Genomic DNA, 13,327 nt, shown 5'->3' on the forward strand with positions numbered 1-13,327 from the left:
ACGACTGTTTAATATAGTCGAATCCTAAAAAAAGACCGCTAATCGTTAGCGGTCTTTTTTTGTTTAGCGTAAAATTTCAAAGGGTGTGGGTAGTTGTTAAAATTAACGCTTACGCCCAAACTTACGCTGTTTTTTATTACTAATCTCAGTAATGGCGTGAGTGATTTCTTCTTCGTCCAAACTAGCGACTTGCTGCAAGATTTGCATCATATCAGGCGTTAGTACGTACTTAGCATGATGAGCGATATCATTAATACGATGATCGAAAGTCAGTATGCCTGTTTCATCGTCTTTTTGTAGATAGTCAAGACGAGTCAACGCACTAATGAAACTGGTAAACAAGGCGCGATCAAAGAAGTCAGGAATATCGTCTGCATAGAGCACAGACAGACGCTGCCCGAGCAGGTGACACAGGTCTACAACTTCATTTTCAGTCAAATTACCAGAGCCTTGCTGAGCAAGTAGGGCAAGCGTCATAAAGTAACGCTCAAGGCTTTGGCCAACTGGAGTTGCTAGCACTTGCAGCTGCTGATAGTGCTTGCTATTAGACTCAGGAACGCTGAGCGTATCATCACCCAAGTCAACGATGAGCCCATGAGATAACAGGTTGTCGACTTTTTTATTGAGCGTATCAGCCAAGCCATGTGCTGGATAATACAAGAATAGCTCACTTTGTAAGAACGGATATAGCTGCTCAGCGATACTATCGAGACGGCTGCGTTTGATACGTCCGTTGCGTGCGACTAGTGCAGACAGGAACGACAGCAAAATAAAGACATGCAAAATGTTGTTACGGAAGTAGCTGAGTAATGCTGCTTGCTTACCTGCGACCTGAATGATATCGCCCAAGATATGCGGCGTACGCTCAATGAGCTTTAACTTAATACCATAATCAATGATTTGCTGCGGCGTCATATCAGTGATAACTGTATCCTCTGAGTAGACCAACTGCTGAGCCAGACCTTGGTACAGTGCGATTTGCTCACGGCAAATGTTTTCATCCAATGCCGCTTTCGGTGCTGATAGCAGAACCAATGACAGCAGCGATACAGGTGTGACGACCGCAGCTTTGTTGATATGCTGCATGACTTTCACACCGATGTTATCAACCATGGCGCTAGTCTTTTCATCGAGCGGCGAGTCAGTACGATCGGATGGCAAACTATTGGCTGGCACATCGAATTTTGTCATAAAGTCGCTAAGGTGCAACGGTGTACCAAAGCTCAAATGCACATTGCCGAAGATACGTTCAATTTTACGGCCAACTTTGAGCAGCCCGATTAAAGACTCTGACTCTTTTGGCTTACCTTTTAGCTCACCGACATAAGTGCCGCCTTCCATAATGCGCTCGTAACCAATATAAGTTGGAATAAATACCACGGGTTTATTGGTTTGGCGTAGCTGGCTATGGACGGTCATCGCTAGCATACCCATCTTCGGCGGTAGTAGGCGACCTGAACGTGAGCGACCCCCTTCGATGAAGTATTCAATCGGAGTGTTACGCGTGATCAGGGTATGCATATATTCGCGCAGTACAGCGGTATACAGCGCGTTACCACGGAAGCTACGACGAATATAAAAAGCAACGGCACCGCGTAATAGTGGGCCTAATACCGGCACATCTAAGTTGTCACCTGCTGCGACATAAGGGATACTCAGGCCGCGTTTGTAGATGACATAAGACAGTAATAGATAGTCGACATGGCTGCGATGACAAGGCACATAAATCAGCTCATAATCAGTCGCAAGGTCACGTACTCGCTCGAAATGATGGACTTCTACGCCGTCATATAACTGCGTCCACAGCCATGTCAAAAATTTATAAAAGCCTCTAATAATGGAATGAGAGTAGTCATTGACCATCTCATTAGCATAGCCTCTGGCCTGACTGCGAGCTTCTCGAACGCTGGTCCCTTTTTCGGCCGTTTCCATCTCGATCGCATGTTTGATCGCTGGCGAGTACACTAGCTTGTCTACCAAGTTGCGTCTATCTGATAAATCAGGGCCAAGCATACTGGCGCGCTGTTTATCTAAATAAATCGACAATTGCTGCTGCAACATACGAACCAGTTCACGATTACTATCAGCCGATGCGACTAGTGCATAGCTTGGTGTCTGCTCAGCGTCAGCTGCGGCATCACTGTTAGTAGCCGTTGACTCTGTATCGAGTGAATCCATCGTTGTTAAATCTGCTTTAAGGGCATCTGTAGCAACTGAGTCAAAGGTAGCAGGTCCTTCCACATCGCCTTTAAGATTATCATTGATAATGGTACGTAAGTCTTGCGGTGGGTGAAATTGTACAAAAGTATCGCGGCCCATCACCCCGATATTAAATAATTGCTTAGTAATGCTAGGGTCTTGCCAGTTGTCGGCAGTTAGTAGCTTAAATAGCGAATCTTCTTTCTCAGGTGCGCGTCCCCACAGAATCGATACGGGCACTAGACGTACCTTTAACTCCGGATATTGCAACACAGCAGATACCAAGCGGGAAAGGCGAGGAGACAGCTGGCTGTCTTTAGCACTTGGGTGATTCAAAAATATGATGGCCGCATTTTCTTTAATATTATGGGCGGCATCATTTACTCCAACCAGTGCTGGCGGTAAATTGTGCTCTTGCGTCTGCAAGTCGATCAGAATACTGTTGGAACGAGAATAGTCCTGTAATACATAAAACCGTAGCGTCTGATCATCATTGTCGAACTCAGGTAGCTCGCCTAATAACTTAGGTTTTACGGCGATATCGAGCATCTGACCTGACAGCTTACGATACAGCTGATTGATCGGTGCATTAGAATAAGGCTTAGTAGCGATTGCATTGCCATCAGTTTTAGCAGTGCCATCAGTCGCGACTGGCGCTTTAAAAATCCGTTTTTTTAGGAACTTCGGTATCATAATCAGTATCAAAAATAGTCAAATATGTTGCGCTTATGATGCCATAAAAGCCACCAAAGCGATATATAGTGTCTGTATATACTACCAATATTAATACGGTTTGGTTACGCTGTAGTGAGTGACCAATTATACAAAATGCTCAAATATTTGAAAGTTCACATGTTTAGGGTAATAATATATTTTTATCACCGATGACTCATAAATATAGCGTCTATTTTTCAATTTCATTTTATTAAGCCTAAAACTTATGACTCCAGCTATCGATCTTGCCAAAAAAAGTAACCTTGATTACCAAGTACACGAATATACTCACGACAGCAATGCCGCATCGTTCGGTTTAGAAGCCGCAGAAAAACTCGGAGTAGCGGTGACAAAAGTGTTTAAAACTTTAGTAGTGACCACCGATACTGGCGTACTTGCTGTGGCGATATTACCAGTCGACAAGACACTTAATTTTAAAAAAATGGCTAAGGCACTATCTTCTAATAAATTGCTATCTTGCAAAAAAGTGCAGATGGCTGACCCCAAACAAGTAGAACGTAGCACGGGCTATGTGTTGGGCGGTGTCAGTCCACTGGGTCAAAAAAGGCGACTAAAAACCGTGATAGATAGTACAGCTCAAGATCAGGCCACTGTCTATGTAAGTGGTGGCCGCCGCGGTCTTGAGATTGAATTGCCGCCTGCACAGTTGGCCGCGACGCTTGATGCTTGCTTTAGTGATATCACTGATGAATAAAAGATCCTACGGTGGCTATCATCTGCCTATTACAAAATGGCCATGTCGACAATTTCGCTAAGCATATTTATGAGTAATCTATACTGGGTTCGCTTGTATTGAAAATACTTTGGCGCAAGATTGTTGTAGATTGACCATAGCGATGAGGCGTAGACTTATACGCCGGTTTATCTATTATTTTTATCTACATTTAAGGACATGCTCATGCCACATTTAACCATTCAAGTAACACCCAACGTCAGTATCGCTCACGAAGAATCACTACTCAAATCGCTAAACAAAGCATTGTGGGATAGTGGTCAGTTTAAGATGCCTACTGATATCAAAGCCCGCATTGTACCTATTAAGTCATTTCTAGTAGGTGTTGAAGACGATGAGCAGGCCAATGGATTTATTTATGCTCACCTAAAGCTGATGAGTGGACGTGATATGGCCACTCGTGATCAATTGGCTGAGCTGTTGGTTGCTACTATCGAGGAAAAAATAGGCGCAGAGCAGTCAGGGCGTGCGGCATTGCAGATATGTGTAGAAGTTGAAGAGATAAGTGCGGTCTATCATAATAAGATGCTTGGTAGCTAACAGTACTCGCCTTAAATTGCTCGTTGCTGTGGATTCTATATAAATAGATTTTCAGTTAAGCATAAAAAAGCGCCTAAATAATAGGCGCTTTTTTATTAATTATCGATACAGTTTTAGTCAATTTTAATCTAAGAAAGCAAAGTGATCGATTTCCATCGATGTCATGCTTTCGCTTGGTGCAACCATCGCTTCTGCGTGACCAGAAGTACGTGGTAGCAACTTATCAAAGTAGAATTCAGCAGTCTGAATTTTTGCTTTGTAGAATTCTGGTGCTTCTGTGCCACCATTTTCTAGCTTGTCATAAGCGACCGCTGCCATACGCGCCCAATGATAACCCATCATTACGTAGCCTGAGTACATTAGGAAGTCCTCTGACGCTGCTGAGATGATTTCACGATCTTTACGTGCCATCAGCATCAAGCGTACCGTCAAGGTGTTCCACTCAGCACATAGCTTGGTCAATGCCCAAACGAATTTACGCATTTCTTTATCGAGTGCGTACTCGCCACACCATTTCATGATGTTTGACGTGTAGTCACGGATAATCTTACCTTTAGACTGTAAGATAACCTTACGACCTAGTAGATCAAGCGCCTGTACGCCAGTGGTGCCTTCGTACATCGTTGCGATACGAGCATCACGAGCGATCATCTCCATACCCCATTCTTTGATGTAGCCGTGACCACCATAGACTTGCTGACCATGCTTGGCAGCTTCGATACCTAGCTCAGTTAAGAAGCCTTTTAGAATTGGCGTGTAGAAGCCCAATTTGTCATCCCATTTTTCGAACTCTTCGTCATCGCCATTGACGATACCTTGTGCCATTTTGTCGGCATAACGTGCTGAATGATAAATCATTGAGCGACCGCCTTCAGCAAAGGCTTTTTGCGTCAGTAGCATACGGCGTACGTCGGCATGATGGATAATAGCATCAGCTACTTTTTCAGGATCTTTAGTACCAGATAGCGTACGCATAGAACGGCGTTCTTTGGCATATGGCAAAGCGTTTTGGAAAGACAATTCAGTATGCGCCAGACCTTGGATACCAGTACCGATACGAGCCGTGTTCATGAATGTGAACATGGCTTTTAGGCCTTTATGCGGTTCGCCGATTAGATAGCCGACTGCGCCATCAAAGTTCAATACACACGTTGAAGATGCGCTGATGCCCATTTTGTGCTCAATTGAACCACAAACGACGGCATTGCGCTCGCCAGCTTCACCTTCAGCATTCGGGGTGAATTTTGGTACGATAAATAGTGAGATACCACGCGTGCCTTCTGGTGCATTTGGTAGGCGTGCTAGAACGATATGAACGATATTATCTGTTAAGTCATGCTCACCGCTTGAGATAAAGATTTTGGTACCGCTGATTTTGTAGGTACCGTCATCTTGTGGAATGGCTTTTGATTTAACTTGACCCAAATCTGTACCACACTGTGGCTCAGTCAGACACATGGTACCTGCCCACGAGCCTTCGACTAGTTTAGGTAAATACAGTGCTTTTTGCTCGTCAGTACCGTACTGAAGCAGCGTGTTGATACAACCTGTTGATAGACCAGGATACATCGACCATGACCAGTTAGCAGTACCGATCATCTCAGATTTAATAAGGTTGATTGACGTTGGCAGATTCATACCACCGAATTCTTCAGGATATGAGATACCTTGCCAGCCGCCTTCTACAAACTGGTCATAAGCCTCTTTGAAGCCTTTTGGCGTGGTCACGACGCCATCTTCAAAATGACAGCCTTCTTCACCACCTGATTGATAGAGCGGGGCAATGACGTTTTCAGCAAAATCAGCCATACCTTGTAGAATCATGTCTACAGTTTCAGGATCAGCGTTTTCGCCGTTGTCTAAGCTTTTATAATGCGTCTGATAGTCAAATACATCATTGATCAAAAATTTGATATCACGTAAGGGGGCTTTGTAAGTTAACATAATCGCTCTCTTTGGTTAGTTCGCTATCATAGACTTATGGCGCAATATTTGAGTCACAACTTATGTAAGCGATATTTACTTATTTTGGATGAGCTAGACGTTATATTAGTCATCAAGTGAATTATTAGTGGACAGCTTTCCAGTGTATTAGTTATTAGAATGCCTTCAGTGGCGGACAGCTGTTATGGCGTTGATATGATTATAAATCTTAAACAGCGACAAATATACAACTAATAACTATTATTCATGATTAATTATGTTATTAATTCATTTTAGTTTGTATAGGTAAATTGTATCTTCGCTTGAAATTACTCTATAAAGGGCTATGTAGACTCATCTAAATTCAAAGAAAAATGGACTTATCAAATAGGAAAAGCCATTTATGAGCACCTCAAAAAAGCAACAGCGAACCTCTTGGTTGAGTGCACTATTAACTCGTATTAAGTGGTTAATCGATGGTGAGCTGAATCATTTACTGACAGTCAATCGCAGTCAGCGACCATGGCATATGCCAATCATTGCGGCGATTGCGATTAGCTTTCCGGTGTTTGTAGGGGCTTATTTTGGTGACTTGTCTTCAGGTATCAAAGCCTCGCTAGGCTCAATGATTATCTTAAACCTACCATTTGCAGGCGGGCTACCACACCGGCTAGTGACGGTCATGGCTTGGGGGTTTGCGATGATACTTAGCTTTGCACTGGGTCTGATCGCACAGCTGTTACCAGTGCTGCGGCTACCCGTGTTTATGCTGATAGGGATTAGCGTAGTGATGCTAGGTCGTTACTATCGACAACCACCACCAGCGGGATTGTTTGTGTTGATGGCGGGTGCGATTGCGCTATTTATCCCTGTGCCGATTGATCAAGTGCTCTCAGCGATAGGGCTTGTGATATTGGGCAGTGGCTCCTCGATGTTGCTAGCGCTACTCTATAGTTTGTTCTTATTGGCGACGCGTCCTGTTGCTTCTGTACCTGTTTATGACTATCAGCCTGATATGATTAGCGATAGTCTTATCGTGGTAAGTTTCGTTAGTTTGGCATTGGTCGTTGCCGTTCTGTTAGAGCTGCCTTATCCATATTGGGCTGCGATGAGCTGTTTTATTATCATTCAAGGTATGCAGCTACGAACCATGTGGATCAAACAGTTGCATCGATTATTGGGTACATTGGCTGGCATGGGAGTGGCGGGCTGGATGCTGTCTTGGGGACTTTCGGTATGGGGCATCGCTATCGCGATATTGTGTATGATGTTTTTGATTGAATCGTTTGTGGATCGGCATTATGGATTGGCGGTGATATTTATCACGCCGCTGACGATATTTATCGCTGAGTATGGTAGTACGATGTCGGTGCCACCAGTCGCTGGAGACGTTATCCAAGCGCGTATGATTGATACGGCGCTCGGCTGCGTGATTGGATTGAGCGGTGGTCTGGCGATACACTCTACGCGATTGCGTGTACCGCTGCGCCGTTTTGAAAATTGGCTATTACTACGTTTTAGTTAATAGGGTAGAGCTTTGCAAAGATTTTTTCTTTGATTAACTGTTTTTATTTAGCGCTGTTGTCGCTTGTGCGACATCGATAGTATGCCCAGTCCAACGCTCAAAACTTAAAGCAGCCTGACCGATAAGCATACCGTAGCCTTCAGAGATCTGTGCGCCGCGAGCGGCAAAATGCTGCAAGAATTGCAGCGGACGACCATACATCATGTCATAAGCGTATTGACAGTTTAGAGCATCATCCAACGGCAACGTATCACCTGACAAGCCAATAGAAGTGGCATTAATGATAATGTCAAAAGCGCCACTGAGTTCATTGGTCGCACAAACCTCGATATTTTGGTCATCAATCACTGAGCTGGCCGCACTGAGCTCATTTACCAAATCAGCTGCCTTAGACACGGTGCGATTGGCAATCGTGAGAGAGTTAATACCGGCTTCAAATAATGGCAATATTACGCCACGCGCTGCACCGCCTGCACCTATTAGCGCCACACGAGCATCGGTCAGCGGCCAGTCCATACTCATAATGTGATTGATAAGTCCTTGACCATCCGTGTTATCACCATAGAGTGATTCGGTGATTGGTACGCCGCTTTCTAATAGTGCTTTGTTCAACAGTAACGTATTGACCGCGCCTGCCGTCTTGGCATGTTCTGATAGACCACCACGCGCCGCACAGCAATCATAAGCAACTTGTTTAAAAGGAACTGTCACGTTAGCGCCCACACCGCCACCGCAAAAAAACGCCTCAACGACAGCCGTAAAACTGGCGGCATCATCAGGGCAGTACTGACGCTGATAGCTAATATCAATCCCTGCTTGGATAGCAAACTGCTCATGAATCTCAGGAGATTTACTATGGGCGATTGGATTGCCAATAACGATAAAGTGTTGGGTCATAAATAGTCCGCTGGCTAGAAAATAAAAATACTATAAAAGAAGCAATAAGTGGCGCTCAATCATCATAAGGGATAACGCTATGATTGACAAACCAAGAAGGCTATCACTAATCGATGATTAGAAAGTGACAGCGTTAGTCAGAGGCTGCCTTATCGCTTTTGAAAATAAATTGTGACATCGAGGCAAGCATACGCAAAACACGCGCAAGCAGTTTTCTACTTTCTACTAAAGAGAAAGTCGTTTTAGTACGTTATATATTTAACAAATCTGTACTCTCGGGGAGTGCTCCGCGTAACGTAAAAGGTAGTCAAGTGCTGAGCAGTTGGGTAAACTATAAAATATGGAAACCTATATCAATATGCTGTAATGACTGCTAGATTATAATGTTTGTGAAATATGCTCTTTATTGAAAACTATTCGTTATCAGCGGCGTTCCTGCCAGCTCGTTAATACTATTTCGAGATCAATCTAAAAGTGTGAGTAAATTATCCATGTGGAATCCTAACCTACAGACCCTTCTAGTCGGTACGATAATGGCAGTTAGTGTGACGCTCAGTGGCTGTGATAGCACCAAAGAAGATGCTCCAAATCCAGATGCTGAGACCACTGAGCAGGCAACAACGAATGAGCCAGTACAGGACAGCGCAAACAATCCTGACCTAGATGGCGCCACTGCTCAGCAAGGCACGCCAGTGAGATATGATGTCGCAGCATGGGGTACTGATAAGGTTGAGTCGCTCGCTGTAGATGAGTTAGATAGTATAAAATCGGTGTTTGGCGAAGTGATGAGTACTGACGAAAACAGCCTAGACTATGCCAGTAATCCAGCGGCAAAATATCGCTTTATGAAAACGGACGCGCCTTATCTAGATATCATCGATTCTGAAAAATATCTAGAGCTAGGCTGGTACTATGCCAATCCTACTGATACAGACAAAGAAAAAGAGCTGAGCCAAAACCACGCCAAAAAAGCCTATCAGTTATCGCGTCAATTGATGGGTGATGATGGCGGTAAAATGGTTGCTGATATGCTCAATAGCCAAATCATCAAAAACAGAATCGTCGGTGGACAAAAAATAGAGCTAGCAAAATGTGAGTTTTATAGCTGCATGCTGGTTATCAATAAAGCCGCTGCTCAAACAGACAATAGCTAAATCATGACCGATACGATGTCAGTGCCAAACGGCTGGGTGTGTCTGTACCCACAAGTCAGCAGTGTGACCGAAGACAATAGTTTGACCGAAGACAATAGTTTGACCGAAGACAATAGGGTGACCAAAGATAATAGGGTGACCGAAGATAACAGGGCGACTAGCCAAACGGTAACAATGTCTCTAGATAATCGCGGGCTGGCATACGCTGACGGCTTCTTTACCACTATAGGTGTCATCGATGGGTTGATACTATGGTCAGACTATCATTATCAGCGGCTTGTCTCTCATGCTGAAGCCTTGCAGCTAAACATAAATAGCGAAGAGCTATTAGCCGTACTGCAACTGTATGCCCAGCAGTTAGAGCAGGGTATGCTAAAGCTAGTAGTCACCCGCGCTGCGCAGGATGTGCGTGGTTATGGTTATACACCTAATGCAAATGGTAGCGACTGTGAAATATGGCTAAAGGCTACGGCAATGCGAGTTTCTACTGCGCTGCAATTGTCTTTGCCTAATGGAAGCTTGGTACCCATCCAACCTTATGCTTCGGCAATATGTTTGGCTTCTCAGATTGCTTGCTTACCGCCACCGCTAGCAGGTCTCAAGAGCCTTAATCGCTTAGACAATGTTCTCGCTAGTGGTGAGCTACAGCAGATAAAAGCTGAGCCATTGGCATCAAAGCTTGCTTCAACACTTGGTGAAGGACTGCTACGTGATATGAGCGGGCAGTGGGTTGAGGGTACGATGAGTAATGTATTCTATCAATTGGCAGAAGCACCACTATCAGAATCCAAAACCAGCTCTAGCGTTCATAAAGATGATGAAGATTACTTAACCACTGGTCAATGGTACACCCCTTCTATGGCTCAATCGGGCGTCGCTGGCGTCATGCGTCAGGTAATTATAGATGCACTATCTACGACGCAATATCCAGTCATAATCAGGTCGCTACAAGATGAAGATTTGCCTAAGTTAACGCAGTTATTCTTTTGCAATGCACTGCGCGGTATCATGCCAATGAGCAGTCTGACGTTATTGTCAGGTGATGTTGTGGATTTTTAATCCGTTTAGTTATTACTCTCTTTATTTAATAAACGATAGAAATGCTGTTTGGAAAACTCTTTTCTTCCTTCTTGTTGTAGGTCTTCGTAACGCGCTTGGCTAAGTTGTAGGTATTCAGCTTCCTGTTCAATACCAATAAATTGTCTTCCTAAGACATTACTTGCAATTCCTGTCGTCGCAGAGCCAGCAAAAGGGTCAAGAACCACTGCATTTTTCTTAGTAGAAGCTAAAATAATTTGAGCTAGTAATGCCAAAGGTTTTTGCGTAGGGTGCTTACCACAAGATTTTTCCCACTTAGCAATTGCTGGCAATCGCCACACATCTTTCATTTGCTTATCGTTATTGAGTCTCTTCATCAAATCGTAATCGAAATAGTGCGGTACTTTAGGATGTTTTCTTGCCCAAATAATGAATTCTGTAGAATGGGTAAAAAACCGACAAGAAAAGTTGGGTGGTGGATTGGTTTTTTCCCAAGTTATAACATTAAGTATCTTAAAACCAAGCTGCGGTAAAATACTTCCTAAGGTAAAAATATTATGGTGTGTACCACTAACCCATAAGGTTGCATTATCTGCCATTTTTTCTCGTACAGCAGAAAGCCATTCGTAGGTAAATACGTAAGCATCATTGTCAATGACAAGCCTATCCCACTGACCTTTATTGACTGACTGAACTTTACCATTTTTCACTATCAGACCATTATTGAATGTACTGGTTAAGAGCCAGCGCTCTACTATTATCTACACGCTTATCCATTAAGGTTCATAAGTACTGAGAGCTACTTTTGGTTTGAGCTAGCTACTCACTCTATTCTACGCCAAAGATAATAAATTCAGTATCAAGCATATCATCAGGTTCTAAAATAATATCCTCGCTTCTATATATTTCTTGTGCTTTTAGTAGAGCAGTTTCACCATCTTCTGCAACCACTTCTATAAGTGCACTCATCGTTTCGATTACTTCTATTTGATAAGTATTTGAACCGCCTGTCTTTATCATAGATATTCTCAACAATTAAAAGTTCTCGTATATCACTTCAGTCATCAATACCAAGTAGATTAGCAAAAGCCATCAAAAGAAGTGATCGTCTTTTGTTACGCAGACTTGTGTCATGAAGCAAATCGATCAATGATCTTTTTTCAATAGAAATGGTTAAAAGGACAATATCGAATGCGTTCCATATATGAAAAAGTAAGAGTTCCAATACAAATCAGACGTTTGATGGTGTTTGATGAAATTTGTAGATTGGCCAAAGCTAAGCCTAATGAAATCGTGCATTTGTCGCCTTATACTCAATTGGCTTTTGGTGTCATATATTCAAAAGACCTTAAAAGGTTTGTGGCTTTTGGAGGTATGTTTGAGTATGCGCATACGCGAGAAGAAGTCATCGAGCAGGGTATCGATGTTATTCCTAATGATGAATTGGTGATGTGTGCATTGACGGTTAATCTCATTCCTTTTACCAAACCTGTACGCAACTCGGTACAGCTGTTATGGCAGTGGAATCGCTATGTGCGTAATCGATTGCATGCTTATATTGACTATCGTGAGGAGCATCTTTTCAAAATCAATGATGAGATTGATTGGGAGTATCCAGCGCATAAGTTTCATCAGCGTCTTGTGGCTACTGCGCGATTACCATTATGGGATGATAGAGATGAGCTGATTGCCGATGTATACCGTGACAAAAAAGGACAGCCAAGATCTAAGTATTATAATGAGAAGCGACTAGTATAACTTTCGATAGTGACCACGGCTTATAACTTCAATAATACCTTTATCTCGTAATACTTGTAATTGTTGGCGGATTTTATCTTTTACGTGGTTGTTTTCAGGATGTTTGAGCTGCAACTCATCAGCAAAAGCATAGACCTGATTGAGAGAAAAACAGACATCGAGACGGTCGATACATTGCCAGACATCGAGTGTCCAACCGCGTGAAGCCATAGATTGTTTGCGTAAAAATAAAGTCTTTTGGAACTGTTGGGTAACATTTTCACGCGGTATAACGTGTTGGTTTTTTACCAGAAAAACTTTGCCTGATTCGGGTACTTGGCGTAAGTCAATATTGCAACCAACCCAACCTGCTCGTTTGGCAGTCACTGATAAGGGTTTACGCCTAACAATAATATCAGGTGTAAAGAAATGCTTGGGAATAATCAGAAAATTATTGACAGTATATTCTTTTGAGTAGGTTAAAAAGAAAAAGCTGGGATTATCCTTACTATTGATACGCTCAATCATCGTCTTATAAGCACCATCATTGACAACATTGCTTAACTTGGCTTTTTTACTTTTTAGCTCATATTGCTCATTACAATTTTCGCAATAAAAATCAGCGACAGGTTTGTTATTAGCAAACTCAGCTAGCGATTGGGCGCTACAATTGGTGCAGTAACTATTTTCTTTTACCCATGCTTCGCTGAGTACACGAACTTTTTGAGGTTCAGAGTGATAGTTTTTAGCAAGACTTTGGTTAAAATGTAGGTTCATAAGATATTTTTATTATTAATAGATAAGCTGAGAATACTGAAAAAAATGCCTAAGTATTAAGCCATATAA

Annotated in this window: 12 protein-coding genes; 6 read left to right on the top strand and 6 right to left on the bottom strand. The window is 42.9% G+C overall.

Annotated features, from left to right (window positions below; all coding sequences use genetic code 11):
• Positions 1-102: 102 nt before the first annotated feature.
• Positions 103-2,892, bottom strand: a complete 2,790-nt coding sequence (gene plsB / locus I3249_RS04770) for a glycerol-3-phosphate 1-O-acyltransferase PlsB (protein ID WP_238068882.1) — start codon at positions 2,890-2,892, stop codon at positions 103-105.
• Between the two features lie 247 nt (positions 2,893-3,139).
• On the opposite strand from plsB, the gene ybaK reads away from it, so the two are divergent.
• Both ybaK and I3249_RS04780 read left to right on the top strand, forming a co-directional pair.
• Positions 3,140-3,628, top strand: a complete 489-nt coding sequence (gene ybaK / locus I3249_RS04775) for a Cys-tRNA(Pro) deacylase (RefSeq protein WP_238068883.1) — start codon at positions 3,140-3,142, stop codon at positions 3,626-3,628.
• 204 nt (positions 3,629-3,832) lie between these two features.
• Positions 3,833-4,207: a 5-carboxymethyl-2-hydroxymuconate Delta-isomerase gene (locus tag I3249_RS04780; RefSeq protein ID WP_238068884.1), complete on the top strand. Its 375-nt coding sequence runs from the start codon at positions 3,833-3,835 to the stop codon at positions 4,205-4,207.
• A gap of 123 nt (positions 4,208-4,330) precedes the next feature.
• Here I3249_RS04780 and I3249_RS04785 read toward each other — a convergent pair whose 3' ends face one another.
• Positions 4,331-6,151 carry an acyl-CoA dehydrogenase C-terminal domain-containing protein gene (locus tag I3249_RS04785; RefSeq protein ID WP_238068886.1) on the bottom strand — a complete coding sequence of 607 codons (1,821 nt, stop codon included), beginning with the start codon at positions 6,149-6,151 and terminating at the stop codon, positions 4,331-4,333.
• A 382-nt stretch (positions 6,152-6,533) separates the two neighbouring features.
• On the opposite strand from I3249_RS04785, the gene I3249_RS04790 reads away from it, so the two are divergent.
• The gene (locus I3249_RS04790) at positions 6,534-7,655 is read left to right on the top strand and encodes an FUSC family protein (protein ID WP_238068887.1); all 1,122 of its coding nucleotides are present in this window, start codon (positions 6,534-6,536) and stop codon (positions 7,653-7,655) included.
• 33 nt (positions 7,656-7,688) lie between these two features.
• Here I3249_RS04790 and aroE read toward each other — a convergent pair whose 3' ends face one another.
• Entirely contained in the window at positions 7,689-8,552 is an 864-nt protein-coding gene (gene aroE, locus I3249_RS04795; protein WP_238068888.1) for a shikimate dehydrogenase, read from the bottom strand.
• A 491-nt stretch (positions 8,553-9,043) separates the two neighbouring features.
• Between aroE and I3249_RS04800 the strand changes: the two genes are divergently transcribed.
• Both I3249_RS04800 and I3249_RS04805 read left to right on the top strand, forming a co-directional pair.
• Complete coding sequence (locus I3249_RS04800; RefSeq protein WP_057757980.1) at positions 9,044-9,706, top strand: hypothetical protein; 663 nt, start codon at positions 9,044-9,046, stop codon at positions 9,704-9,706.
• 3 nt (positions 9,707-9,709) lie between these two features.
• A complete protein-coding gene (locus I3249_RS04805) occupies positions 9,710-10,765 on the top strand; it encodes an aminotransferase class IV (protein ID WP_238068889.1) in 1,056 nt (351 codons plus the stop codon).
• 5 nt (positions 10,766-10,770) lie between these two features.
• Here I3249_RS04805 and I3249_RS04810 read toward each other — a convergent pair whose 3' ends face one another.
• Positions 10,771-11,454, bottom strand: coding sequence for a site-specific DNA-methyltransferase (locus I3249_RS04810; RefSeq protein WP_238068890.1), 684 nt, complete (start codon positions 11,452-11,454; stop codon positions 10,771-10,773).
• Positions 11,455-11,572: 118 nt separating this feature from the next.
• Entirely contained in the window at positions 11,573-11,764 is a 192-nt protein-coding gene (locus tag I3249_RS04815; protein WP_101204585.1) for a DpnD/PcfM family protein, read from the bottom strand.
• 171 nt (positions 11,765-11,935) lie between these two features.
• On the opposite strand from I3249_RS04815, the gene I3249_RS04820 reads away from it, so the two are divergent.
• The gene (locus tag I3249_RS04820; protein WP_238068891.1) at positions 11,936-12,502 is read left to right on the top strand and encodes a hypothetical protein; all 567 of its coding nucleotides are present in this window, start codon (positions 11,936-11,938) and stop codon (positions 12,500-12,502) included.
• On the opposite strand, the gene I3249_RS04825 is transcribed toward I3249_RS04820, so the two are convergent.
• Entirely contained in the window at positions 12,494-13,258 is a 765-nt protein-coding gene (locus tag I3249_RS04825) for a DpnI domain-containing protein (RefSeq protein ID WP_238068892.1), read from the bottom strand. The genes I3249_RS04820 and I3249_RS04825 overlap by 9 nt on opposite strands.
• Positions 13,259-13,327 lie beyond the last annotated feature (69 nt).

The organism is Psychrobacter sp. Ps1 (assembly GCF_022129425.1).
Lineage (GTDB): Bacteria > Pseudomonadota > Gammaproteobacteria > Pseudomonadales > Moraxellaceae > Psychrobacter.